Consider the following 26,212-nt stretch of genomic DNA (forward strand, 5'->3'; position numbering starts at 1 on the left):
TATAACAACATCAACCTGCATGAAAAGAATTTACCTGAGCATAATTTTACTGACCTTAATAGTAACCGTAACTAAAGCGCAGGTGCAATACCAGCCTTATTCTTACCAGTTCTATCAAAAATTTAACGCAGATGCTTATTCTACAAAAACGCGTTTTCATACTTCGTTAAAGCCCTTTTTAATAGATGATAGCGTTTTACAGCGCAGGTATCAGGAGTTGATCAACTACGGGAAAGATACAACGGTTAAACATAGTTGGGTGCACAGAAAAATTTTTAATGAGCATTTAATAGAAGTAAACGATAAGGAGTACACTTTTTTTGCAGATTACCTTACTGATATTACTGCCGGCAGAGACATATCCGGCAAAAAGAGCGTTTGGCGTAATACACGCGGCTTTCAGTTAGGCGGGACTATAGGTAAAAACTTTTATTTCTACTCTGCCGGTTATGAAAACCAGGCTGTATTTCCTGATTACTATCGTCAGTATATTGACCAGGTTGGCGTAGTTCCAGGCCAGGCATTTGATCGTTCGTTTTCAGAGAAAGATGAGAAAGATTGGTCTAACGTAATAGCATTAGTATCATACACGCCGGCAAAATTTTTGAATGTTACGCTGGGTCATGACAGAAACTTTATTGGTGATGGCTATCGTTCGCAATTGTTGTCAGATAACGCTTCTCCTTATCCTTTTTTGAAGCTTACGGGAAGTTTGGGTAATGTTAAGTACATGACCATGTGGGCTTATATGACCGATCCGGCTTCGCCACAGGTATCATATGTGAATGGCTACCGTAAAAAGTGGGGTGCGTTTCACTACCTGGATTGGAGCGTGACCAATCGCTTATCCTTAGGATTTTTTGAATCTATTATATGGGCTGAACGCGATGGTGATGGCAATTACAGAGGTTTTGATTTTAACTACGCTAATCCTATTATTTTCCTGCGCCCTGCAGAGGCATCTATTGGTTCGCCTGATAATGCTTTGATCGGTTTTACAGGTAAATATAAATTAACAGACGGTATAGCAGCTTACGGGCAATTTATATTAGACGAATTTGAAAGTAAAAGCTTTTTTTCCAATCCCGGAAGTTCGCGTAACAAGTATGCATTTCAAATAGGCGTACGAGGCGCTAATCTTTTCAAAGTAAAGAACCTGAACTATCTGGTTGAATATAATTCTGCACGACCATATACTTATTCTGAACAAACATCACTTACCAATTACAGCCAGCAAGGCGAATCTTTAGCGCATCCGTTTGGAGCCAATTACCGGGAAACAGTAGGGCTTTTAAACTACAGCTATAAACGATTTGACTTTAGTGGCCAGGTAAATTATGCCCGATACGGACTTGATGTAGATGCTACTAATTATGGTAAAGACATATTTAAAAGCTATGTATATCCTGCTAAAGCTAATGGTAATTTCATCGGTCAGGGTTTAGCTACTGATATGATCTATCTGAATGGCAGAGTAGCCTATATACTAAACCCTAAGTATAACCTACGCTTAGAGGCAGGGCTTACTTTTAGAAGTGAAAAGAATACGCTGTTCAATGATAAAACTACAATGGTGGTGTTTGCACTGCGTAGCTCTTTCCGCCATTTATATGAAGACATATCGCGATACAGAGCTTATTGATAAATAATAAAAAAGCTGCAAATGAAAATTTGCAGCTTTTTTATTACTCGTATATGCTTATCTACGATACAAGCTTTTGCTCTCGATAAATTTCAACACCGCATCCGGAACAAAAAATTGGACGTTCTTTTTCTCTGCTATGGACTTACGTATAAATGTAGCAGACAGCTCCATTTGCGGGGTCATGGTGATAGTTACAGATGGGTGAGAGGCCAGTTCTGCATTTTCATATCCGGGACGCGGGTACACATATATTTGATGATCGCGAAGTATAAGCTTATAATTTTTCCATTTGGGCAACGATATCAGATTGTCTGATCCCATAATCAGCGCAAATTCATGTTGTGGATATTTCTCCTTAAGATGAGTGAGTGTATCAATGGTATAGGAGGGCTGCGGAAGCTTTAACTCCACGTCGCTTACCTCAATATTCTCCGCGTTATCCGTGGCTAAACGTGCCATCTCCAGCCTGTCGTAAGTGCTGATGAGGTCGCCATATTTTTTTAGCGGATTTTGCGGAGACACCACCAGCCAAACTTTATCTAAATTGGTATGGTTGGCTAAATAATTAGCAATAATTAAATGCCCGATGTGAATAGGATTAAACGAACCAAATAGCAAGCCTATTTTCATTCTCTTAAGATAGCTCCGACACCCTAACTTGAGCCTTATATTCCCCCTTCAGGGGGTTAGGGGGTTAATAAAATCAGTTACCAGCTTTTCTGCCTCGGCACAAGCCGTATTAAGATCGTAATTTTTGAGTATAATATCAAATTTAGGAGCATAATTCAACTCCTTTTCCGCCTTTACAAAGCGTTCTTGTAGTTTTTCTGCACTATCTGTACCTCTTCCGGTCAAACGTTGTTTTAAAACCTCTAATGATGGCGGCTGCACAAAAATGGCAAGCGCCTGTTCGGCATATTTACGTTTAAGGTGCAATCCGCCTTCAACATCAATATCAAAGATCACGGTTTTGCCGGAATCCCAGATCCGTTCAATCTCTTCTCTGAGCGTACCGTAAAATGTTCCTGTGTATACCTCTTCAAACTCTACAAACTGTTTTTTTGCAATGCGGTGTAAAAACTCTTCTTTGCTAATAAAGTAATAGTCTTTTTTGTCTACCTCATCTCCACGACGCTGGCGCGTAGTAGCAGAAATAGAAAATTCAAGGTTGGGTATCTTTTTTAAAAGATGGTGTACGATGGTTGTTTTACCTGCACCCGATGGAGCTGAAAATATAATGAGTTTACCTTCTTTGGTCATTGGTCATTGATCACTCGTCATTGGTCATTAGTCATTGGTCATTTTGCTTTTCACTAATGACTAATGACCAATAACTAATGACTATAAAACATTAAGTAATTGTTCTTTTATTTTTTCCAGCTCCTCTTTCATGCCTACTACCAGTTTTTGAATATTGGCATCATTAGCTTTTGAGCCGAGTGTGTTTATTTCCCTGCCTATTTCCTGAGAAATAAAACCCAGTTTCTTGCCATTGGCATCCGCATTCTGCAATGTTTCTATGAAGTAATCGCAGTGCGTTTTTAAACGAAGTTTTTCCTCAGTGATATCCAATTTGTCAATGTAGTAGATCAACTCCTGCTCAAAGCGATTTTGATCTACAGCTTCACGGCCAACAGCCTCACCTAAAAATTGATTTAAACGTTCGCGAATAATAGGTATACGTTTGGGCTCTTCTATTTCAACCTGTTTCAGATTATCTAATATGATACCTATACGATATTTAACATCTTTTTCCAGGGTGTCGCCTTCATCCTTACGGAATTGCTGAAATTCAGCCATAGCCTGTTTAAAAGTATTTTCAACAATTTTCCATTCTTCTTCCGAAACAGTTTCCTCGTCGTACTTTACAACCTCCGGCAAGCCCAGTGCTAACTGTAAAAGATTATTAGCAGGCTGCCCTAATTCGGCACTAACTTCCTGCAATTGTGTTAAATAATGTTTAAGAAGAACAGAATTGATACCTGCTGCTTTAACTGTAGCGCTGGCTTGTTCTGTTGTTATAGAAAGATTTACTTTGCCGCGTTCAATTTGCTTGCTGCAATCGTTACGTAACTGAAACTCTTTTTCAGAAAACACTTTGGGTAAGCGCAGACTCAGTTCAAGAAACTTACTGTTAAGCGACTTAATTTCGACGGTATATTTTGTGTTGCCTGTGTCAAAACTGGCAATGCCATACCCGGTCATTGATTTTATCATGCGCAAAGATAGTGTTTTTGCTAAAAACCATTGCGGTATGGTAATAATCTGTTAAGCCACGGTTCCCCATTGCTGACTTACACGCTTTAACAAAATTTAACGTTAAATAATTTAAAGTTTAATTAATTTAGCATTGTGTTGTTAAAGCCTTTTTTATTGCGTGCCGGATTTTTTTTCGCGCTGTTATTTGTTTTTTTCTGCGGAAGCGCTAACGCGCAGAAGTTATTATCTGTAACTGGTGTTACCTTTCAGGGAGCGTCACAGCAGCGTGTATCGGGTGTAACTGTTGGCAACTTTAATAAGCGTACAATCTCAATCAGCGATGAATTTGGTGTTTTTAGAATAGAAGCTGCAGTTGGTGATACACTTATTTTCAGTAAAACGCAGTATACAAGCCAAACCCTCATTGTGTTGAATGACAATATGCTATCTATTTATATGCAGCCTATTGTTACGCTTGATGAAGTAACCATTAATGATATGAGCACCAGGCAGGAGCTTGATGCAACCATGTTAAACTATAAACGCACGGGGCAATACTCGCGTCCGGGAGTGTTAGGGTCTATCTTATCTCCGGTTACCGGTATATATTCATTGTTAGGTAAAGGACCTGCAAGGGCACGAAGGTTTGAAGCCTTTTCAAAACGTGAGCTTGAAGATATAGAGATAGAGAAGAAATACAACCGTGATATTATTAAGGAGATCATACCAGCTATATCCAATGAAGACCTGGACGCGTTTATGGTATTATTCAAGCCATCATACGACCAGGTAAAGGTGTGGGCTCATTATGATATTATTAAGTACGTACAAACATCATACGATTACTATTCCAAAAACAAAGAAAGCCTGAAACCGCAAAAGTTATATTAAATACCCAGAGCTTCACAAGCTTTTTCCGCTGCAAGCTTTTCGGCGTTCTTTTTACTGAATTCTTTGCCGAGCCCTAATATTTGCCCGTCTATACTTGCCTGTACAGTAAACAGTTTCAAGCTTTCGCCAACCTGATTTTCAACCAGATCAAATGATATATCCTTACCGTGCCTCTGGCACCACTCAATTAACTTACTTTTAAAGTTGGTTTCGGTTTGCTCAAGCGTATGTATATCAATATGCGTTTTGATGATGTGGTTAACCAAAAAATCGCGCGTAAAGTTATAGCCTTTGTCAAGGTAAATGGCACCTACCAGTGCCTCAAAGGCATCACCCAATAATGAACCCTGGCGGGAGGGGCCAAGCATTCGTGAATCATATTCTATCAGTTGCTCAAAGCCCAGTTTACGGGCCAGCTGGTTCAAATTTTGACGGTTTACTATTTTTGAACGAAGCTCTGTTAAAAAGCCTTCGTCTTCATAAGGGTAAAGTTTAAATAGCACTTCGGCCACCACGCTGCCTAAAACAGCGTCACCTAAAAACTCAAGCCGCTCATTGCTGTTTTTAACCCCCTTTTTTACGTTTTGGGCAACAGATTTGTGCCTGAAAGCTAACCTGTATAACAGCAAATTGCCCGGCACAAAGCCGAGCAAATTTCTTAAAACTTTAACATATTTTTTATGAGGCGATAAATAGAGCTTATATAAACGGCTAACGGGCATTAACGTTACTATTAACCTTCATATTTTTTAAATATCACAGATGCATTGTGACCACCAAAGCCAAAGCCGTTGCTCTGAACTATCTTCACATCACGCTTTTGGGCCTGATTAAAAGTAAAGTTTATTTTAGGATCAAATGATGGGTCATCTGTAAAGTGGTTGATAGTTGGCGGTATCATGCCATGGTTTAGCGCTAAAATAGAAGCTATGGCTTCAACCGCACCGGCAGCACCCAAAAGGTGACCTGTCATTGATTTGGTTGAGCTGATGTTTATACGGTAAATATCTTCACCGAAAACATCAGTAATAGCTTTTATTTCCTGCGGGTCGCCAATTGGAGTTGACGTTCCGTGCACGTTTACGTAATCAATATCTGCAGGTGTTAATCCGGCATCGTTTAAAGCGGCCTTCATAACCAATGCAGCACCGGCGCCTTCCGGATGCGGAGCTGTCATGTGGTACGCGTCGGCACTCATGCCACCACCAACCATTTCGGCATAAATTTTCGCACCGCGGGCTTTTGCATGCTCCAGTTCTTCCAGAATAATGGTACCTGCACCTTCGCCGGCAACAAAGCCGTCGCGGTCAAGGTCAAACGGACGAGAAGCCGTAGCCGGATCATCGTTACGTACAGACAGGGCATGCATAGCATTAAAACCACCTATACCTGCCTCGTTTATAATAGCCTCAGACCCGCCGGTAATAAACATATTGGCGCGGCCAAGGCGAATGTAATTGAATGAATCAATTAACGAGTTGTTTGAAGAAGCGCAAGCCGATACTGTTGTGAAGTTTGGCCCACGTAATCCGTATTTAATAGAGATATGGCCGGGAGCAATATCCGCTATCATTTTAGGGATAAAGAAAGGATTAAACCTTGGTGTTCCATCACCTTTTGCAAAGGCAACAACCTCATCTAAAAAGGTTTTTAAACCACCAATACCCGATCCCCAAATAACACCAATACGGTTGGTATCTAATTTTTCAAAGTCTACTCCGGCATCTTTAACAGCTTCTTCTGTTGAGTAAAGCGCGTACTGTACAAACGGATCAAGCTTGCGAGCATCTTTTCTGCCTAAAAAACCATCGGCATCAAAGTTTTTTACCTCACATGCAAACTTGGTTTTGAACTTTTCGGTATCAAAACTTTTGATCATAGCAGCGCCACTCACTCCATTGATCAAAGCGTTCCAATAATCTGGAACACTATTGCCAATTGGAGTGAGTGCCCCAAGCCCGGTTACAACTACTCTTTTAAACCCCATTTAATTTGATTAAAATAAGGAGAGCTTATTTAACGTTTTTTTCAAGGTAAGCAATGGCCTGACCTACAGTACCAATAGTTTCTGCCTGATCATCAGGAATAGCCACATTAAATTCTTTTTCAAACTCCATGATGAGTTCAACGGTGTCTAAAGAGTCAGCACCAAGATCATTGGTGAAGCTAGCCTCAGGTGTTACTTCACTTTCGTCAACACCCAATTTTTCAACGATAATAGCCTTTACTCTTGAAGCGATATCAGACATAGTTTTTTAGTTTAATGATTAAATAAAATTCTGTGCAAAGAAAAATAAATTCTGTTAAATATCAAATCTAAAACTTTTTAGTTTCTGTTTAATCAAATTTAGCCTCAGCCTTGCGCTTTTAATTATCTTTGCAGGGCTAAAGATAGTATAATTGAACAGGAAATTTTTAAAGTTCGAGTTAGATCTGGATTTTGTTTTGATAGCCGTAACTGCCTCATTAAAAGACTACCGAGCGTGCTATCTCATCAATAAACACCTGAATTTTAATTTTGTTCGGGTTGATGACCTCGTTGTTGATAATTTAAATGGCGGCAATACACGTGCGTATTTTTCGTTATTTACCTGTTGTTGGGAAGCAAGTGAGACCGACTTTTATTTTATAGCTAACAGAGGTAACGAGGGTTACCTCGTACCCGAGATGCGCAAGGTTGATTTTTTTGTGTTGATCAAAAATTATATTGATGACGCTGATCTTGACAACATGATTTCGGCGCTAAATAAAATACCCGAAATTGTTACCGCATTAAAGATCGACCCAAAAAAGATAAAATCACGTGAAAATCTTCTATTTTAGCGCAAATTTATATCGTGTTACAATTACACAAACCAGGATACTGATAAATCATGAAATTACCGTATAACCGCACCAAGATAGTTGCCACCATGGGGCCGGCATCTTCCCCTAAAGATGTTTTGTTGTCTATGATCAAAGCCGGCGTAAATGTTTGCCGTCTTAACTTCTCGCATGGAAAAATATCCGACCACAAAAAGGTGATTGATACCATTAGAGAGATAAATGATGAATATAAAACCAATGTTGCCATACTGGCCGATTTGCAAGGCCCTAAAATTCGCATCGGTCTTGTAAAAGATGGCGGTATAAACCTTATTAATGGTACACACATTAATATAACTACCAAAGAGTGCATTGGAGACGATAACCAGATCTATATTACTTACCCGGAGTTTCCTCAGGACGTACAGGCAAACGAAATAATTTTGCTTGACGATGGTAAGTTACAAATGCGCGTTTTAGAAACTAATAAAGTTGATACCGTTGTTTGCGAGGTTGTGCATGGCGGTATACTTACCTCGCGCAAGGGCGTTAACCTGCCTAATACAAAAGTTTCTATCCCGAGCTTAACCGAAGATGACCTGGAACACCTGCACTTTGTATTGGATTGTGATGTTGACTGGATAGGTCTTTCGTTCGTACGTAATGCGCAGGATATAGTTGAACTGAAAAAGATCATAGCTGAAAGAGGTAAAGCTGCCGGCGTTATTGCCAAGGTTGAGAAACCGGAAGCCATTGATAATATCGATGCTATAATTGAGGTTACAGATGGAGTAATGGTTGCGCGTGGCGACCTTGGTGTTGAGATGCCTTTGGAAGAAGTGCCTCTGTTACAAAAAATGATAGCCCGTAAATGCCGTGCCGCATCAAAACCGGTTATAGTTGCTACGCAAATGTTAGAATCAATGATCACTACGCCACGCCCAACCCGTGCTGAGGTGAATGACGTAGCTAACTCTGTGCTTGATGGTGCAGATGCGGTGATGCTGAGCGGGGAAACATCAGTTGGTGAGTTTCCGTTGATCGTTATCGAAACCATGTCAAAGATCATCCGTAACGTTGAAGAGACCGGTTATCCGTTTAACACAGGTAAAGCTGACGTTGATAAAGCTGACGCAACTTACCTGGCCGATGCTATTTGCGGCTCAGCAGTTTACTTAGCAGAGCACACCAATGCTAAAGGTATTGTGGCCATGACCTCATCGGGTTTTACTGCTTATGAGATTGCCAGCTACCGCCCTGAAGCACCAACATTTACTTTTACCGCTAACAAAAACTTGTTAACCGCACTGAGTTTAGTGTGGGGGGTACGCACTTTCTATTATGATAAAGTTGAAAGCACTGATCAAACTATTAAAGATTGTAACGATCTGTTAATTGCTGAGAAGTTATTGGAAAGTGGTGATGTTATTGTTAATACAGTATCTGCGCCAATATCTCGCCAAGGCCGTACCAATACGGTTAAGGTGTCGGTTATTGACTAATAACTTATACCATAATAAAAAAGAGCCTGGCGAATTCGTCAGGCTCTTTTGCTTTGCGGTAAATTATCCGCAGTTAAAAAATCTGAGCTGAACATACTTTATTTAAAAGCTTATCAGTTTTTGTAAAGCAATAGTCCCAGCACACTCTAATCATTCCCATATCAATTACCTCCGTTTTGTTTGATGCATTTATTATTGGTTGGTTTAAAGCCAACATGAATTTCATTGTGTAATAAACAAATAACGTTCCAACAAAAAACCTCTGTCGTCTTGAAAATTTTGATTTTCGAACAAAATTCGATTTGAACGAATTTTAGGCTTAAGTATTACCCTCAGTTGTAAATAATAAATTAAAAATTTTAATATTTTACAGTTGTGTGACTATATTGCAGCTATTAATAACCTCCTAAAATAATGAGAAGAATAGTGTGGCGGCTAACATTGTTGGTTGGCGTTTTATTTACTGTAACTGGGAATGCTTTTGCACAGGAGAAACAGGATCCACCTGAGGTACTGGAAAAACAAACTGATGGAAAAGAAGTAATAGGTAGTTTGTTTGGCAAGAAAAAAGACAGTAGCGATACCACAAAAAAAAAACCTTCACTTGTATCAACGTTACCGTCTGCCGGCTTTAACCCAAGTGTTGGCTTTTCTGTAGGTGTAACGTCAACAGCCGGTTTGGTTTTTGGCGATCCGAAAATTACCACTATGTCTGTTCTGAATGCTAACGCATACATTTCAACCAAGGGCCTTATTCAGTTTGAAACAAAGAATAATATTTTTACTAATGATGACCTGTACAACATTCAAGGCAATGTGCAGATTGGTAAAACCGTTGCCTTAGATTATGGTGTAGGTACAGGCAGTCGCGCACATGGCGAACAAGGTTTTACTTTTGACGGTTTGCCTTTACGAAGCAACAGTGAGGTAATGCCTTTAAATTATTCCTATATAAAAATTTCGCAAAGGGTGTATCGTCGCATTGCTAAAAATTTGTTGTTTGGTGCCGGGGTGATTTTTAATATCTACAATGATATTGATGACGAAAAAAAGAAAGGACCTAAACCTGATGCTCACAATCATAGATATAGTATCAATCATGGCTTTCCAACATCAGAATATACCAACAATGGCCTTTTACTCAATTTAGAGTATAATTCAAGAGATCATATTAATCGCCCTTATGAGGGGATGTTTATTGACCTTATATTACGCACCAATGCAACCTGGATGGGTAGTAACAAGCCCGCCACTCAATTGCGTGCAGAACTGCGCAAATACTGGGGCCTGTCAAAAGTAAACCGAGAGCATATTTTGGCTTACTGGTTTTGGAGCAGTTTTCTGCTCAAGGGCGATCTGCCTTATCTGGAATTACCCGGTACCGGCAGTGATCAAACCAGCCGCTTGGGCAGGGGCTACACAATAGGCCGTTTTAAGGGGCAATCGTTTATGTATAGTGAACTGGAATACCGCTTCCCTATTACTACCAACAAACTTTTTAGTGGGGTAGTTTTTGCAAACGCTCAAACCGGAAGTGCACAAAGACGTATCAGCGATATTAACCTCGGCGAGTTTGTAGAGCCTGGAGGTGGTGTAGGTCTGCGTATATTGTTCAATAAGTATACCCGTTCAAACTTGTGTATAGACTATGGGATAGGTACTTACGGAGCAAAAGGTATATTTGTAGGCTTGAATGAAGTGTTTTAAGTTGTATCTACAGCAATACAGTTAGCTCTTTCAAATGATTGATCTGCACAGGTACATCATTAGGTTTTTCAGCATTGAACGGATTAAAGTAGATAGCATCCATACCGAAATTAAGCGCACCATAAACATCAGCTTCCAAACTATCGCCTATCATGATGCTTTCGTGCTTTTGCGCGCAGGCAAGGTCAAGTGCGTGTTGAAAAATGGCTTGATCTGGTTTGTTTACGCCAATTAATTCTGATACTACAATGTGCTGAAAGTATCGGCCAATGCCGGTATTACTTATCTTAATATCTTGCGACTCTTTAAATCCATTCGAGATGAGATGCAGCGTGTATTTGTTTTGCAGGTAGGCCAGTGTTTCGTGAGCGTGAGGAAATAAGTTGGTTTTGGTTGGACAAAGCTGTACATACGCATCCTCAAACCCAATGGGAATAACATCAGGATGTAAGCCCAGATCTAAAAAAGTTTGGTTAAAGCGAGCCTGGCGCAATTGTTCTTTAGTGATTACTCCAAGGTGATAATCTCGCCAAAGTCGGTGATTATTTACTGTATAGGTTTCAATAAAAACATCTGCGGAAGATAGACCGAGATCGGCAAGTTTATGCAAAACGAAAAGTTCATGCAACGTCTCTTCGGCATTCTTGTCAAAATCCCAAATAGTGTGGTCAAGGTCAAAGTAGATGTGCTTGTATTGCTTACCCATGAATGGTTTCGTGCTTCCCATAGTTTTGTATCACCTGCGCTTCGTAAGCTAAAAATTCATTCCAACGCTTATCAACATCTATCTTATCTGCATATTTACGCGCAAGACTTATAAACATGGTGTAGTGCGTAGCCTCGCTAATCATGAGTTCATAATAGAATTCTGATAGCTGCTTGTCGTTAATGTTTTCATACAATACCTTGAACCGCTCGCAGCTCCGGGCTTCTATCATAGCGGAAAACAGCAGACGGTCAATTAACTGGGCTTCTCGGCCACCGCCAATTATAATAAATTTGCGTAGTTCGTTAACGTAATTATCCTTGCGTTCTTTACCTAAAGTAAAGCCTCTGCTAATGATAATTTGATGTACCCTTTTAAAATGATCCATTTCTTCGCGCACCAGATCAGCCATTTGCTGTACCAGGTCGCCCAGGTTCGGGTTTTGTACAATAAGTGTTATGGCATTGCTGGCAGCTTTTTGCTCGCAAAAAGCATGGTCGGTAAGTAGTTCCTCAATGTTACTTTCCACCACATTCTTTACCCACACCGGATCGGTAGGTAAGTGTAGTTTTAGAATAGTTTTCTCGCTCACGAGGCAAAGATAATGCTAAAAAATGCTCAAGGCAACTAATCACTAATCTTCAATTAACCAGTCACTAACTGGCAATTGTATGCGCTTTTATTATAGTAGAAAGCGTTTTAACACTAATTACTATGCTCGCTGCATCGTAACCGCATTCGGCCCAAAGTTCGGGTTGTTCACCGTGCTCAATAAATTTATCGGGGATGCCTAAACGCACTACCTGTGCTTTGTAATTGTTATCGGCCATAAATTCTAATACCGCCGAACCCATACCGCCTTCAATACAGCCATCTTCAACAGTAACTACTTTATCGAATTTCTTAAATACCTCATGCAACAAAGCTTCGTCAATAGGCTTAGCGAAGCGCATATCATAATGCGCAGGGAAATAGCCTTCTGTATTTAACACATTAATAGCTTTAACTGCCTCATTACCTATAGCACCAATGGTTAAAATAACCACTTCTTCACCCTCACAAATTATGCGGCCTTTGCCTACCGGGATAGCTTTGAAAGGGCGCTGCCAATCTACCATAACACCGTTTCCACGCGGATAGCGTATTACAAACGGTCCCATGTTTTCCTGCTGTGCAGTATACATCAGGTTGCGCAGTTCTTCCTCGTTCATTGGTGATGAAACGGCCATGTTAGGTATACAGCGCATAAAAGCCAGGTCATAAGCACCATGATGGGTAGCGCCATCAGCACCGGCAATGCCTGCCCTGTCTAAGCAAAATACCACGTTAAGGTTTTGTATTGCTACGTCATGCACCACCTGGTCGTACGCGCGCTGCATAAAACTGGAGTAAATATTACAGAATGGTACCAAGCCCTGTGTTGCCAATCCGGCTGAGAATGTTACAGCATGCTGTTCCGCAATACCTACGTCAAACGCGCGATCAGGCATAGCTTTCATCATCAGGTTTAATGAGCAACCTGATGGCATTGCCGGCGTTATACCCATTATTTTAGGGTTTTGCTCAGCCAGTTCAATTATACTATGACCAAAAACATCCTGATATTTTGGAGGCTGTGGTTTATCATATTTAGCTTTTTTGATCTCGCCTGTTATCTTGTCGAACAAGCCGGGAGCGTGCCACTTGGTTTGATCCTTTTCAGCGAGTGCGTAGCCTTTTCCTTTTACGGTGATGCAATGTAATAACTTAGGTCCCGGTATCTCGCTCAGATCGCGTAATACTTTAGCCAGGTTTTTAACATCGTGCCCATCAACCGGACCGAAATATCTGAATTTTAGCGCCTCAAAAAAGTTGCTGCGTTTTAACAAAGTGCCTTTTATGCTTTTTTCAATTTTAAGCGCTAAGTTATACGCATCAGGGCCTATTGATGATATTTTAGCCAACACACCCGCAATGTCATCTCTAAAACGGTTGTAAGGTTTAGAGGTGGTAATGCTGGTTAAATATTCTTTCAATGCGCCTACATTTGGATCTATCGACATGTTGTTGTCGTTTAAAATTACCAATATGTTGGCATTCGCAATACCTGCATGGTTAAGTGCCTCAAAAGCCATACCGGCCGTCATCGAGCCATCACCAATTACGGCGACATGCTGGCGGTCGTTCTCTCCCTTATACTTAGATGCAACGGCCATGCCTAAGGCAGCAGAAATTGAAGTTGATGAGTGGCCGACGCCAAAAGTATCATATTCGCTTTCTGACCGTTTGGGAAAACCGCTCAAGCCGCCATATACACGATTGGTATGAAAATCATCCCGGCGGCCGGTTAATATTTTGTGACCATAAGCCTGGTGACCTACATCCCATACCAACTGATCATATGGTGTATTAAGAATATAGTGTAGTGCAACCGTCAGTTCCACAACGCCCAAACTTGCGGCAAAGTGTCCGCCATTAACCGAAACTTCATCAATAATATACTGTCGCAGCTCCTGGCAAACCTGCTCTAATTGGTCTTCAGAAAGTTGTTTTAGATCAGAAGGCGAGTTGATACGCTTCAGTAGTTCACCAGCGGGTACCTGCATTTGTAATTTTATGGATATACTAACTTACAAATTAAGCTAATAAATACCACAACTTATAATCAAAAAAATAGTTTGCAGCGCTCACCATTATATTTAATGTTGATAATGATAGATTGGTATATTTGAGTAGCCATGACCGAAGAAAACTTCGAAATAAAGCTGCCGCAGTTTGAGGGGCCATTTGATTTGTTGCTGTTCTTTATTGAACGCGATGAACTGGATATACATGAGATTTCCATCACCCGCATAGCTAACGATTTCCTGGACTACATTCACCACATGAGTAGCCTCAATATAGAACTGGCCAGTGAGTTTATTTTTGTTGCAGCCACCCTGATGCGCATTAAAGCCAAGATGTTGCTGCCACGCTACGATACTGGAGAGGGAGGAACGGAGATTGACCAAAAAGAGGAACTGGTTAGGAGGCTCATTGAATATAAAAAGTTTAAGCAAGTTTGTGAAGAACTGCGGCCCATGGAAGACGAACGCTTTAAACAGGAACGGCGTGGCAACATTAAATTCGATATTGACCAAACCGAAGCGGTAAAAGTGCCAGGTGAAGAACTGGCCGACCTGAGTTTATATAAATTGATGATGGTTTACAGCCGCCTGATGCGGAACTACCAGAGCCGCGCGCAGGAAGTGAAACACACCGTGGTACAATACCCATATACCATTGAGGCGCAAAAAAAAGCTATTGACAACTTACTGCGCATAAACAGTCGCCTGGATTTTAAAACCATTGCAGGCAACTCGGATAACAAAGTGCATTTTGTTTACAATTTTTTGGCTGTTTTAGAGATGCTGCAGCAAGAGCTGCTGGATATACAAGTAGGGTTGGGGTATAATAATTTCTGGGTTTCACCCAGGCAGACAGCCGGCTAAGGTTCGGTTTAAGCCTATACTCCAAACTGCTGTAAATGATGATCCAGGTGCTTGTAAAACATTACATTCCATTCCTCACTTGTCAGTTTGCCGAATGACAGAGATTCCTTCCCCTCAAAATGCTGTTTGCCCAATTGCAAAGTATAGTCAATAAAATCTAACAAACGCTTTTTTTCTGTTTCAAAATCCTTTTGTTCACTCATTAAAAATGCCTTTGCGGTTGGTAAACTCCGTTTATATGGTTGGGGGCCAACTACCATGTCCTTAGCAAACATTTTCAGCATTAAACGCAAAAAAGCGTTAGGCCTGGGGTGCTTATTGGTATAAGCCATTTCATAACTTACGTTAGCATGAGCGAGCATTTGGCCAACATTCATTTTGCCCCACAAAGGGGTTGACTGCGGAGTTAACTTACTAATACGCTCTTTAAGTTCGGCAACATCCGACGGGGTGAAAACACTTTTAATCATGATGGAGAGGTTTGCTCAAAAATACTGTTTACGCAGATAAACAACTACATTTGGTTTATTGATTGAGCGTATACTCATCAAGTTTGCGGTATAAAGTTGTTAAACCTATTCCCAGTAAACGCGCAGTCTCGGTTTTATTACCGCCTGTGTATGCCAGTATTTTTTTGATGTGCTGCTTTTCAACAGTAGCCAGATCAATTGGGTTGCTATCTGTTATATCAGTATTAAATTCAGGCGGAAGAAGTGAGTTTGAAAGTGATGCGGAATCTGCAAGTATCACCACCCGCTCCATCAGGTTTTTAAGTTCGCGTATGTTGCCTTTCCATGGGTGCTGTTCAAGGGCTTCAATAAAACCTTTATCCATCTGCATTTTTTGCACGCCCATTTTGGCCGAAAACATGGCTAAATAATGATCAGCTAATGAACGTATATCCGGTTTTCGTTCACGCAACGGAGGTAGTTGTATGTTAAATACCGAAAGCCGATAATAAAGGTCCATTCTGAATGTACCTGTTTCTGCTGCTTTTTGCAGATCACGGTTGGTAGCAGCTATGATCCTTACGTTCACCTTAGTTGTCTCGGTACTGCCAATTTTAATAAAACTTTGATTTTCGAGCAAACGCAATAATCTGGCCTGCATATCGGGCATAATTTCGCCTACTTCATCTAAAAACAGTGTACCACCGTTAGCTTCTTCAACCAAGCCTTTTTTATCTTTCAAAGCCCCGGTAAAGGCTCCGGCTTTGTAACCAAATAGTTCGCTTTCCAACAGGTCGCCAGTAAAGCTGCTGCAATTAATAGCCACGAAAGGTTTGCCGGAACGCCCGCCTGCCTGGTGTATGGCTGATGCAAAAACCTCTTTGCCTGTTCCGGTTTCTCCTAATAACAGTACTGTGGTATCTGTACTCGCAACTTTTTTAGCCAGTGTTAAGGCATTAGTTATTGATGGCGATGTGCCAATAATGTTGTCAAACCCAACTATTGTATTGCTTTTATTTTTTAGACTTTCAGCTTCCAATTGGTGCATGGCTTTATTAAAAGCCTGACTTACCAACGGGATGATCCTGTCATTATCATCGCCCTTGGTAATGTAGTTGAACGCGCCGTTTTGTATAGCCTGCACACCGTCGGCAATGGTGCCGTAAGCTGTCAAATTAATTACTTCAACAAAGGGCTTTATTTGTTTAATAGCTTTTACCAGTTCAACGCCGTTAGCATCCGGTAACTTCACATCGCTTATCACCAAAACCACTTGTTCCTGATGGAGTATCCTCAAGCCTTCTTTTGCAGTATAAGCTTGCACAACCTTGTAGCCTTCCAGACTCAAGATGCGTGACAAAAGATCATTTAGCTTTTTCTCGTCATCAATAACTAAAATTGACGCCGAAGGCGGTGTTTTGGTTCCCACTTTTTCTATCAATAACAATTTTGGAATAACAGCCGGCTTTTAATGCATCGGTTATCCCAGTGCAGCAGCAAAATCGGCAATCAGATCGTCTTTATCTTCAATTCCAATTGAAAGGCGGATCATATTATCTGATATACCCATTTCGGCCCTTTTCTCTTTACCTAACTCATTAAATATGGTGTGTGCAACAGGTATAGAAAGCGTGCGCGTATCACCAAGGTTACTTGATTTTACAACAAGCTGCAGCGCGTTTAAAAACGCGAAGCAATCCATACTTTCCACCAGTTCAATACTCAGTAAAGTTCCAAAACCTTTAAAAAGCTTTTTAGCTCTATTATGCTGCGAATGGTTTTCCAATCCCGGATAAAATACCTTTTTAATGTTAGGATGCGCTTCAAAGTAAGTTGCCAGTGCCATAGCATTAGCCGTTGAACGGTCCATACGCAGAGCCAGCGTCTCGGCACCTATTGATATATAATGCGCAGCCTCAGGAGCCATAGTGCCGCCCGCATCCCGCAAGCCTTTTTTCCTGATCTGGGTGATGCCCCATTTCTTAACATCGCCTTTCTTATAAACGTCGTAAATATTAGGATAGCTGCCCCAGTCAAATAAGCCTGTATCGGTTATACAACCACCCAAAGCATTGCCATGGCCTCCTATATTTTTGGTCAACGAGTTGGCTACCAGGCTCGCTTTAACATCAGCAGGATTAAACAGGTAAGGGGTGGTCATGGTGTTGTCTACCATATATAATATACGCTTTTGCTCGCAAAGTTTACCAATGGCTTCCAAATCTGCTATTTGAGTGGCGGGGTTGGCAATGGTTTCAACAAACACCATGCGGGTATTTGGTTTTAAAGCGCTTTCAACATTGGCAACATCTGTAGCGTCAACAAAAGTTACATCCAGGCCCATATCCATGTACGATTGGAAAACGCTGCGCGTATTGCCAAACAGGTATGAACTGGCCACAATATGATCGCCTTGTTTTATTAAAGCTAATATTGTTGATGCTATACCTGCCATGCCGGTTGCAAAACAGACGGAAGCAAAGCCTTTTTCCATTTGTGTTACCTTATACTCAAGGGCGTTAACAGTTGGGCTGCCCTGCCGGGAGTAAGCGTAACCGCTTGTTTTGTTTTGAAATACATCAACCAGATCCTGAACATCATCGTAACCAAAAGTTACTGATGTATGTATAGGTTTATGCAAAGCACCATGCTCTGGTTTTTGTAAACGGTCTGAATGGAGTAGGGTAGTAGTGAAGCCTCTTTTCGTTGTCATTATCTTATTCGTTATCACGGTATGAGAACTGCGAACTTACCAATTTTTTAAGGCAAATTTTAACGGATAGGAGGATTAGGCTTTAACCACCGAAAAATATTGATTACTGTGATGGGTTAAGAAAAAAGCCCGCCATAAAATTTAAAGTAGAGGTAAATTTTATGGCAGGCGTTTTTTTAATTTTAAGACGTGTATTGGATGCCTTGGTAAAAGAATAATCCCAATGCGAATACAACGGATAAAAACAGGAAGAACTGTTTTTTATTTTCAGTACTAATGATGTTGGGTATTTTACCCGACCCTTGCAATTTGCGATTTTGAACTGAAAAGAAATAAGACATGATGATACAAGCTACCGGAATGCAGTACATTGTAAATAGAATAATTGTTTTCATAGCTAATATAAATTCTCATAGGTTAATAGTAGTGAAGGAATAAACCAATAGTTATTGTTTTGGTTTTAAAATATTGTAAATACAATGTAAACAGCTTGAAATTTGGGTTAATTAAGTATGAATTACAGATCAAATTCAGTTCAAAATTTTGCGTATTTTAGTACCCATGTCTGTCTATACAATACCACTCAAGTACCGCAAAATGGAAAACCTTCACATCGTTTTTTGGCTGTTGAAGGATATAGGTTGGTGTCTTCTTTGGAAGCCCTTAGGCATAGTGATGATCTTTCCAACACTCATTGTAGCTATAGTTATTGCCTGGCGTACCCGGCATATGATGGCCGAACTGACCCATAACCTGGCCATTACCTTTTGGATATTTGCCAACTCATACTGGATGTTGACCGAGTTTTTAGAAGTTGATGGCAATAAGGTTTTTGGCGATATAACTTTCAGACATTTAACACTGATCCCATTTTTGTTAGGTGTGTTTAGTCTGGCCTATTATTATGCACTATGGAAGCCAAAACACCCGGATGAAGTTGAAGTTTACGATGTGGTTAATGAGATAGCTATAACCAATCCGCCGTTAGTAATTGAAGAAGAAAAATAAATCGATTATGAACCGGTTTATGAAGTTTAACTCGGTGTTCATAATTCATTTATGTGTTAGTCACCTAAAAGAGCCTTCAGGTTTTCAAGGGTGTCGGCTTCTTCCTTAGGCTTGTCATGCCGCCAGCGCAGAATGCGCGGAAATCTCAACGCTATGCCTGATTTGTGACGCGTAGAACGATTGATACCCTCAAAGCCTATCTCGAATACCAACTCGGGTTTTACTGTGCGTACAGGGCCAAATTTTTCGAGCGTGTTGCGTTTTACAAAGTAATCAACCTTGTTTATTTCAGCGTCTGTCAGTCCGGAATACGCTTTAGCGAATGGCACTAATTTGTCGCCATCCCAAACAGCAAAAGTATAATCGGTATACAGGTCGGCCCTGCGGCCGTGCCCCTTTTGCGCGTAAATCATTACCGCATCAACAGATAGCGGATCTATTTTCCACTTCCACCAGTCGCCTCTTCGCCGGCCTACCTGGTAGGTGGCGCTTTTGCGCTTCAGCATAATACCTTCAGCAATTTTAGCGCGCGATTGCTCTCTTATTTTAGCCAGCTCGTCCCAACTATTGAAATCAATTAACGCGGAGATCCGGAATATCTCCGGGTGATCGGTATACCGCTGTAATCCTTCTAATAAAACACGCCGCTCACTTTGTGTTTTATACCGGATGTCTTCTCCGTTATACTCCAGGCAATCATAAGCTATCAAAGCCACCGGACTTTCCTCCAGTATTTTCTTACTCAGATTTTTTCTGCCGATGCGCGTTTGAAGTACATTGAATGGCAACGGCAGCCCCTCACGGAAACTGAGTATCTCACCATCCAACACAGTGCCGTCAGGCAAGTCATTCAAAAAGGGATGCAACTCCGGGAATTTCTCTGTCGCCAGTTCTTCTCCACGACTCCATATAAATATCTGGCCGTCGCGCTTAATTAGCTGCGCGCGTATACCATCCCACTTCCATTCGGCCTGCCACTCTGCAGCATTGCCTAAGGTTACTTTTAACTCATCAGCCGAGCGTTGTTTATCTGACGTTTCCTGTATGGGGTAAGCCAGAAAGAAAGGGTAGGGGCGCGATATGTCATCCGATGCCCCCTCTTTTTGCGTTAGCTGTTCGTAAGAGTAGGTCTCGGGCATCCAGTTGCCCATTATGCGGTGGGTAAGCGTGGCCGCGTCCAAACCAGAAATATCTGCCAACGCCTTAATTACCAGGTTTTGCGATACACCCACCCGGAAGCTTCCGGTAAGCAACTTGTTAAAAACAAAGCGCTCCTGCGTATCTAATATTGCCCACGAGTCGGTTAGCCATAGTTTGCGTTCTTCCTCGGTTTTACTGGCTAAGCTGTTTAGTTCCGCCATCCAGTCGGTTAGGGTTTTATCAGTGCTGCTCACGGTGTCCTGAGGTAGCAAAAGCGCCATCGTTTCGGCAAGGTCGCCTACTATATGGTAACTTTCTTCAAACAACCAAACAGGTATTCCGGTAACAGCATTAGCCCAGGTACGTATCTGTGTGGCGTTGATAACGCGCTTTGGCTTACGCCCGGTGAACAATGCCAGCATGTGCATCTTGTCAGAGTCGGGCACGCAGTTAAGGTAATCTTTCAAAACCTGCACCTTTTGGTTGGTTTTGTTGGTCTCATCTAAGGAGAGAAAGAGTTGCGCAAATGCCTTCATATGTTGGCCTCCTGTGGATTTATACCTATGGCATCTTCGCTATTGTCGGAAGGCGCAACAGCTTCATCATCGCCAAATAATGTATGCACTTCATGCGCGTCAAAACCAATTTCTGATAAATACCTGGCGAAGGAGGCTGTATAGCCGTGGGTGAGGTAAACTTTTTCACAGCCCGTTGCATCAATAGCGCTCACAAGGCCGTTCCAGTCGGCATGGTCTGATAATATAAAACCGCGATCGGCAGCGCGGCGGCGCTTCGCACCACGCAATGCCATCCAGCCCGAGCAATAGCCAAAACTGTAGGGCCCGAACTTTCGCATCCAAGGCGTGCCAACTGCTGATGGGGGCGCTAATATTATTCCTTTGCGGGCGTCTTCCTTTGGTGTTTCGGGTGTGATGCGGTGGGTCTCATTTAGTATGATACCGTTTCGACGCAGCGCCTCATTGGTGTTTTCTATAACGCCGTGTGTATACACCTTACCAATAGAAAGGTCAAGGTTTTGCAGAATGCGTTGGGCTTTCCCTAACGAGTAGCCTACTATTACTGTAGCTAAATTATTTGCGGCGTTGTGCCTCCACCAGTTATTCACATCCTCAAACAGTTGTTGCTGGGGCTTCCATTGAAAAACCGGCATGCCAAAGGTACATTCAGATATAAAGTGATGGCACTTTACCGGCTCGAAGGGCGCGCAAACGCCGTCGTCTTCAGTTTTGTAGTCGCCGGATATTACCCAAACTTCTCCTTTATATTCAACCCTAATTTGTGCGGAGCCAATAACATGCCCTGCGGGATACATGCTTATTTCCACACCGTTCATTAACACCTTCTCGCCATACTCAATGGTTTGTAAACTAATGTCGCCAAGGCGGTAGAGCAATACCTCTTTTGACAGGTGATGAGCCAGATAACGCTTGCTCCCCCAACGCGCGTGGTCGCTGTGGGCGTGGGTTATTACGGCATCATCAACGGGTTTCCAGGGGTCAATGTAAAACTTACCTTGGGGGCAATAAATGCCGTTATCAGTAAATTCTATCAACGGTTTTTTACTCATAATAAAACAACCATGTTTTAAGCAATTGGTTTCAAATGAGAGCGGGGAGTGGTAAAATTGATATAGGCGCCAATCCCCCTAAAGTGTTACTGATCAGCTATCGTTTTTCAAAAAAAAAGCCTTTCCCGGTTAAGGAAAGGCTTAATATCATTATTATTTGTTTTTAAAAAGATGATGATGTTTTGTTAACCCTGGCAACTTTATCAGCAACACCAATATAATCAACCAAAATTTGACCTGCTTCAACTTTCAACGCATCCAGATCTTCTTTCTTTGGTTTGGCATCGCCTTTTTTCAACGCCGGGTAACCCATAGCAACACGCAGGGCATTGGTCCTGTCTAATGATTGCTGCTCCTGCTCATCGCGTTGTGCTTTTAACTTTTGCAGGTTCAAAACTACCGTTTTTTCTGCATCGGCTTTTTTGTAATCAGCAATGTCAGCTAATATGTTTTTATACACAGCGCTGTTTTTCATGCGTGCATCATGCATTTGTTTTAACTGAGGAACCACAGTGCTAACATCACTTACCTTGTTGTACTGGCTTTTAGCAATTACATCGAATGGTAACGCTGAAGGGTCGGTGTCTTCGCCATATTTGTCAAGCGGAATAATTGAAGGAAAAGTAATATCAGGCAAAACGCCACGGTGCTGGGTTGAGCTACCGCTTATACGGTAAAACTTAGCTATGGTAAGATTGAGCTGACCGTAACCACCTTCGTTACCTGTGGTACCTGCCTTACCCGTTACAGAACGTGCCATAGAAGCAATGCGACTGCCTAATGATGAGGCTATATACCTGTCAAGATCAATTTGAGTTTGTACAGTACCTTTACCAAACGTTTGCGTGCCTACTATTACACCGCGGCCATAATCCTGAATAGCTCCGGCAAAGATCTCAGATGCTGAAGCGCTGAAGCGGTCAACCATAACGGCTAACGGTCCAGCATAGGTAATATCTGGATCTTCATCTTTATCAACTTCTATTTTATTCTCGGTATCGCGTACCTGCACAACCGGACCGGTTTTAATAAACAAGCCCGTAAGTGAAATAGCTTCGGTTAATGAGCCACCACCGTTTTGGCGAAGATCAATCACCACACCATCAACTTTTTGGGTTTGTAATGAGTCTAATATCTTTTTCACATCGCGGGTAGTGCTTTGGTAATTGGTAGCACCTGCTTTTGCCGCGTCAAAATCAACATAAAAAGCAGGAATATTTATGATGCCAATTTTATAGCTTTTGCCGTTTTGTTGATAGGTGCGTACTTCACTTTTAGCCAACTGGTCTTTCAGAACGATCTTCTCCCTGATGATCTCCACAATTTTTGTCGGATCAGAAGCTGCTTTCCCCTGAGGCAATAACTTTAAGCGAACAAGTGTGCCTTTATCGCCTCTAATCAATTTGATAGCGTTATCTGTACGCCAGCCTACAATGTCCTGAAACTCGCCTGTTTTGCCTTGTGCCACTGCCACAATACGATCGCCCACATTAACCTGGCGACTTTTATCTGCAGGGCCGCCGGGAACCAGGCTGGCTATGCTGATGTATTCGTTTTTAGATTCAAGCGTAGCACCTATACCCTCTAATGACCGCGACATTTCCATTTTGAACTGCGCCTTGTTGAATGGGTTAAAGTAATTGGTGTGTGGGTCAATAGCTTCGGTAAAATCATCCATAAAAAGTTGGAAAACATCGTCGCTTTCTAACTTCTTATTTTGAGCCAGTTGTGTTTCATACCGTTTCTTTAAGGTTTCTTTGTTTTTAGCTACATCAGCCTTAGCTAATTGCAGGTTAACCAAGTCATACTTAACGCGTTTGCTCCAATAGGTGTCTAATTCGGCTTGCGAAGCCCATGGCAGTTTCTCACGGTCATAAGCAAAAGAGTCGTCTTTGTTAAAATCAAAGTCTTTGCTTAGTTGTGCTATTGAATAATCCATGCGCTCATTATATCTTTTTTGATATACATTGAACATGTAAAATACACTGGCAAGATTGCCGCTTTTTATATCATCATCCAATTTGGTTTTAAACTTGTTAAAGTCGGCAATATCCGAAGCCAGTAAATAATTACGGTTATCGTCAAGGCTCTTTAAAAATCTATCATATATAATAGCCGACAGCGAATCATTTAAAGGCACTTTTTTATAATTATATCCGGATATGAGTGATGCCACTGCTTTAACTGCCGTGCTTTGTTGCTCGGTAGGCTCCAGGTTGAGCGAACCATCTACCTTAACAGGTTTTGAAGGAGCAGCGTTACAAGCCAGCGCGGCGCCCAGTACCAAAACAAAATAAAATCTCTTAAACATATCCTTTGTAGTCTTAAAATCAGGAACTAAACGAAACATCAATACAATACTTATGCCGTATAATGGGCTATTAATTTATAAACAAAAAGAGACAGTAGATATTGCCCTGTCTCTTTTTGAGAAATAACAATATTACAATAATGTTTTACTATTTCAGCATAACAACATGTTTTTTACTTTATGGTTATATAGAGCTAAAACACACAACACATGTTACACTAAACCGTTAAATTGCACGCTGTAATGAAACAGATAATAGAATGTGTGCCAAATTTTAGCGAGGGCATAGATCAGGATAAAATAGATAGGATAGCTGCAGGGATCACTGAAGTATTTGGTGTTAAACTATTAAATATTGACCCTGGCCATGATGCCAACAGAACGGTTATAACTTTTGCCGGCGAACCGCACGCCGTTGTTGAAGCTGCCTTTAACGCTATAAAAATAGCGGGAGAGGTGATAGATATGCGTTCACAAAAGGGGGAGCACCCGCGAATGGGGGCAACAGATGTTTGCCCGCTTATACCGGTTAGTAATATTACTTTAACTGAAGTAGATGCGTATGCTAAACAACTTGCTGCAAGGGTGGGCCAGGAGTTAGGTATACCTGTTTATCTGTATGAACATTCGCAGGCGGATAAAAAGCGAAGTAATTTATCAATTATCCGCTCGGGAGAGTATGAGGGTTTTTTTGAAAAAATAAAGCAAGCCGGCTGGCAGCCCGATTACGGTCCGCTGCAAATGGATGCCAAAAGAGGGGCTACTGTAATAGGCGCACGCAATTTTTTAATAGCGTATAACGTTAACCTGAGCACCGTTTCAGTTGACGTAGCGGCAGAAATAGCTGCAGATGTGAGAGAGTCGGGACGGTTAGTTTTGGATGGCAATGGCGCAAAGCAACGTGTTCCGGGTTTGTTGAAAGGCGTTAAGGCAATTGGCTGGTACATGAAGGAATACAGTTGCGCCCAGGTATCAACTAATATTACAGATATGGAACTTGCACCCATACACAAGGTTTTTGAAACTGTAGTGAAATGTGCGGAAGCACATGGAATTAAAGTTACAGGTAGCGAATTGATTGGACTGATCCCGCTTAGCGCAGTGTTAGCTGCCGGAAGATATTATGCCGATAAAGGTGGTCTCACCATAATGAATGAAGATCAGCTGGTTGATGCGGCGGTTGACGGCCTTGGTTTAGCCGCTTTAAAACGTTTTGAACCCCAAAAGCGTATATTGGATTATCTGCTTTCAGAATTGAATAAGTAACAATTTTATATCAATCCGACTATCATTTTAGTTTAAAATTATTCGTATTATTTAATTTTTATATTTATACTAAATATTACATTTAATAATTAATGGAATATCCGCACAACCTGATACTTTTGCGGTGTAACCGATGAACAAAACCCTGTTTAAAACTATAAGTTTTATTATTTTGATGGCATTAACGTGCACCGCCGCCTGCGTTTTTGCACAAGGAACCAGTTTAGATAATGGTAATCAGTATAAAGCTTTTCAAAAAACACTTAACAAGGTTGGCATTTCATTTATTTTTCCGGAAGGTTTTAAAGAGATAAAGGCGGTTAACACCCGAAATCTAAAGTTCAATTATGCAATGGAATTGCCAGGCAAGGACTTTGAGATATGGTTCAGGGTAAACTCCGTTAAAGACAACAAGCAGCTTTTGAATGAGAACCGCTTGCGTGTAAATCCTGATTCGGCTTATGCCTATATTATAAAACAGCAGGCTGGTGTTTTCACTAATGATAATGAATGGCTCACCCGCCAAATACCCGAAACGCTGTTGAACCGTTACAACGCCAATGTTGGAAAAACCTATCTGGTTAACCTGAGTGACTCGCCGGTAACCAAACATTACAAATACGCTTTGTTAATAACCATGGCAAAATTTAATGCCGGTAGCATTTTAGCGGTTTGTTTAAGTAACGATAGAGGCCCTGAGTTTTTTAAAAACATGTTTGAAGCCAGTGACTGCATGAAATTCAAAGCTCAGGAAAAGGCTGAAAAATAATGTTGAAAAGTTAGCTTTTTTAACGCCCGCGTTCATCCTCTAA

The 26,212-nt window shown here is 41.3% G+C and carries 25 protein-coding genes; 9 read left to right on the forward strand and 16 right to left on the reverse strand.

All coding sequences use genetic code 11. The annotated features are described in order from the left end of the window. The first annotated feature begins 19 nt into the window (after positions 1–19). Complete coding sequence (locus CLV57_RS04810; protein ID WP_100340198.1) at positions 20–1,642, forward strand: gliding motility protein RemB; 1,623 nt, start codon at positions 20–22, stop codon at positions 1,640–1,642. A gap of 57 nt (positions 1,643–1,699) precedes the next feature. On the opposite strand, the gene nadD is transcribed toward CLV57_RS04810, so the two are convergent. The 3 genes from nadD to CLV57_RS04825 form a co-directional block, all read right to left on the reverse strand. Continuing rightward, complete coding sequence (nadD, locus tag CLV57_RS04815) at positions 1,700–2,275, reverse strand: nicotinate (nicotinamide) nucleotide adenylyltransferase (protein ID WP_100340199.1); 576 nt, start codon at positions 2,273–2,275, stop codon at positions 1,700–1,702. Between the two features lie 48 nt (positions 2,276–2,323). Further along, a complete protein-coding gene (gmk, locus tag CLV57_RS04820; protein ID WP_100340200.1) occupies positions 2,324–2,905 on the reverse strand; it encodes a guanylate kinase in 582 nt (193 codons plus the stop codon). 81 nt (positions 2,906–2,986) lie between these two features. Next, positions 2,987–3,862, reverse strand: coding sequence for a YicC/YloC family endoribonuclease (locus CLV57_RS04825; RefSeq protein ID WP_245856870.1), 876 nt, complete (start codon positions 3,860–3,862; stop codon positions 2,987–2,989). A 156-nt stretch (positions 3,863–4,018) separates the two neighbouring features. Between CLV57_RS04825 and CLV57_RS04830 the strand changes: the two genes are divergently transcribed. Continuing rightward, entirely contained in the window at positions 4,019–4,735 is a 717-nt protein-coding gene (locus CLV57_RS04830) for a hypothetical protein (RefSeq protein WP_169927059.1), read from the forward strand. On the opposite strand, the gene rnc is transcribed toward CLV57_RS04830, so the two are convergent. Genes rnc through CLV57_RS04845 form a run of 3 tightly spaced genes read right to left on the reverse strand, consistent with a single transcriptional unit; the run spans position 4,732 to position 6,984 of the window. Then, positions 4,732–5,457, reverse strand: coding sequence for a ribonuclease III (rnc, locus tag CLV57_RS04835; RefSeq protein WP_100340203.1), 726 nt, complete (start codon positions 5,455–5,457; stop codon positions 4,732–4,734). The two genes, CLV57_RS04830 and rnc, sit on opposite strands and share 4 nt — an antisense overlap. 11 nt (positions 5,458–5,468) lie before the next feature. Further along, positions 5,469–6,722, reverse strand: coding sequence for a beta-ketoacyl-ACP synthase II (gene fabF / locus CLV57_RS04840; RefSeq protein WP_100340204.1), 1,254 nt, complete (start codon positions 6,720–6,722; stop codon positions 5,469–5,471). A gap of 25 nt (positions 6,723–6,747) precedes the next feature. Beyond that, positions 6,748–6,984: an acyl carrier protein gene (locus CLV57_RS04845; RefSeq protein ID WP_008508386.1), complete on the reverse strand. Its 237-nt coding sequence runs from the start codon at positions 6,982–6,984 to the stop codon at positions 6,748–6,750. Positions 6,985–7,135: 151 nt separating this feature from the next. Here CLV57_RS04845 and CLV57_RS04850 point away from each other — a divergent pair, with 151 nt between their 5' ends. From CLV57_RS04850 to CLV57_RS04860, 3 genes are all read left to right on the forward strand, one after another. Beyond that, entirely contained in the window at positions 7,136–7,558 is a 423-nt protein-coding gene (locus tag CLV57_RS04850; protein WP_100340205.1) for an IPExxxVDY family protein, read from the forward strand. Between the two features lie 50 nt (positions 7,559–7,608). Next, a complete protein-coding gene (gene pyk, locus CLV57_RS04855) occupies positions 7,609–9,042 on the forward strand; it encodes a pyruvate kinase (protein ID WP_100340206.1) in 1,434 nt (477 codons plus the stop codon). 414 nt (positions 9,043–9,456) lie between these two features. After that, positions 9,457–10,749, forward strand: coding sequence for a BamA/TamA family outer membrane protein (locus CLV57_RS04860; protein ID WP_100340207.1), 1,293 nt, complete (start codon positions 9,457–9,459; stop codon positions 10,747–10,749). Positions 10,750–10,756: 7 nt separating this feature from the next. On the opposite strand, the gene CLV57_RS04865 is transcribed toward CLV57_RS04860, so the two are convergent. The 3 genes from CLV57_RS04865 to dxs all read right to left on the reverse strand — a co-directional run bounded on the left by CLV57_RS04865 (position 10,757) and on the right by dxs (position 14,040). Then, on the reverse strand, positions 10,757–11,476 hold the full coding sequence (locus CLV57_RS04865) for a YjjG family noncanonical pyrimidine nucleotidase (RefSeq protein ID WP_245856873.1): 720 nt from the start codon (positions 11,474–11,476) through the stop codon (positions 10,757–10,759). Further along, positions 11,448–12,047, reverse strand: a complete 600-nt coding sequence (miaE, locus tag CLV57_RS04870; protein WP_100340208.1) for a tRNA-(ms[2]io[6]A)-hydroxylase — start codon at positions 12,045–12,047, stop codon at positions 11,448–11,450. Before miaE ends, CLV57_RS04865 begins: the two co-directional genes overlap by 29 nt. 64 nt (positions 12,048–12,111) lie before the next feature. Then, the gene (dxs, locus tag CLV57_RS04875) at positions 12,112–14,040 is read right to left on the reverse strand and encodes a 1-deoxy-D-xylulose-5-phosphate synthase (protein WP_100340209.1); all 1,929 of its coding nucleotides are present in this window, start codon (positions 14,038–14,040) and stop codon (positions 12,112–12,114) included. Positions 14,041–14,172: 132 nt separating this feature from the next. Between dxs and CLV57_RS04880 the strand changes: the two genes are divergently transcribed. Next, the gene (locus CLV57_RS04880) at positions 14,173–14,925 is read left to right on the forward strand and encodes a segregation and condensation protein A (protein ID WP_100340210.1); all 753 of its coding nucleotides are present in this window, start codon (positions 14,173–14,175) and stop codon (positions 14,923–14,925) included. Between the two features lie 14 nt (positions 14,926–14,939). Here the strand turns inward: CLV57_RS04880 and CLV57_RS04885 are convergent, their stop codons facing one another. The 4 genes from CLV57_RS04885 to CLV57_RS18310 all read right to left on the reverse strand — a co-directional run bounded on the left by CLV57_RS04885 (position 14,940) and on the right by CLV57_RS18310 (position 18,482). Beyond that, positions 14,940–15,395, reverse strand: coding sequence for a DUF1569 domain-containing protein (locus CLV57_RS04885; RefSeq protein WP_100340211.1), 456 nt, complete (start codon positions 15,393–15,395; stop codon positions 14,940–14,942). A 55-nt stretch (positions 15,396–15,450) separates the two neighbouring features. Further along, positions 15,451–16,803, reverse strand: coding sequence for a sigma-54-dependent transcriptional regulator (locus tag CLV57_RS04890; RefSeq protein ID WP_100341313.1), 1,353 nt, complete (start codon positions 16,801–16,803; stop codon positions 15,451–15,453). A gap of 51 nt (positions 16,804–16,854) precedes the next feature. Beyond that, entirely contained in the window at positions 16,855–18,087 is a 1,233-nt protein-coding gene (locus CLV57_RS04895) for a cystathionine gamma-synthase family protein (RefSeq protein ID WP_100340212.1), read from the reverse strand. A gap of 182 nt (positions 18,088–18,269) precedes the next feature. After that, positions 18,270–18,482: a hypothetical protein gene (locus CLV57_RS18310; protein ID WP_157799068.1), complete on the reverse strand. Its 213-nt coding sequence runs from the start codon at positions 18,480–18,482 to the stop codon at positions 18,270–18,272. A 202-nt stretch (positions 18,483–18,684) separates the two neighbouring features. On the opposite strand from CLV57_RS18310, the gene CLV57_RS04900 reads away from it, so the two are divergent. After that, the gene (locus CLV57_RS04900) at positions 18,685–19,095 is read left to right on the forward strand and encodes a hypothetical protein (RefSeq protein WP_211290025.1); all 411 of its coding nucleotides are present in this window, start codon (positions 18,685–18,687) and stop codon (positions 19,093–19,095) included. A gap of 56 nt (positions 19,096–19,151) precedes the next feature. Here the strand turns inward: CLV57_RS04900 and CLV57_RS04905 are convergent, their stop codons facing one another. The 3 genes from CLV57_RS04905 to CLV57_RS04915 form a co-directional block, all read right to left on the reverse strand. After that, positions 19,152–20,771 (reverse strand): ATP-dependent DNA ligase, encoded by a 1,620-nt coding sequence (locus CLV57_RS04905; RefSeq protein ID WP_100340213.1) that lies wholly within the window; start codon positions 20,769–20,771, stop codon positions 19,152–19,154. Then, entirely contained in the window at positions 20,768–21,823 is a 1,056-nt protein-coding gene (locus CLV57_RS04910; RefSeq protein WP_100340214.1) for a ligase-associated DNA damage response exonuclease, read from the reverse strand. Before CLV57_RS04910 ends, CLV57_RS04905 begins: the two co-directional genes overlap by 4 nt. A 163-nt stretch (positions 21,824–21,986) precedes the next feature. Continuing rightward, positions 21,987–24,134 (reverse strand): carboxy terminal-processing peptidase, encoded by a 2,148-nt coding sequence (locus CLV57_RS04915; protein ID WP_100340215.1) that lies wholly within the window; start codon positions 24,132–24,134, stop codon positions 21,987–21,989. A 243-nt stretch (positions 24,135–24,377) separates the two neighbouring features. Here CLV57_RS04915 and ftcD point away from each other — a divergent pair, with 243 nt between their 5' ends. Together ftcD and CLV57_RS04925 are read left to right on the forward strand one after the other, a co-directional pair. Next, on the forward strand, positions 24,378–25,400 hold the full coding sequence (gene ftcD / locus CLV57_RS04920) for a glutamate formimidoyltransferase (protein WP_100340216.1): 1,023 nt from the start codon (positions 24,378–24,380) through the stop codon (positions 25,398–25,400). Positions 25,401–25,575: 175 nt separating this feature from the next. After that, complete coding sequence (locus CLV57_RS04925; protein WP_157799069.1) at positions 25,576–26,169, forward strand: hypothetical protein; 594 nt, start codon at positions 25,576–25,578, stop codon at positions 26,167–26,169. The last annotated feature ends 43 nt before the right edge of the window (positions 26,170–26,212 follow it).

Origin of the sequence: Mucilaginibacter auburnensis (assembly GCF_002797815.1) — a bacterium.
GTDB classification, from domain to species: Bacteria; Bacteroidota; Bacteroidia; order Sphingobacteriales; family Sphingobacteriaceae; genus Mucilaginibacter; species Mucilaginibacter auburnensis.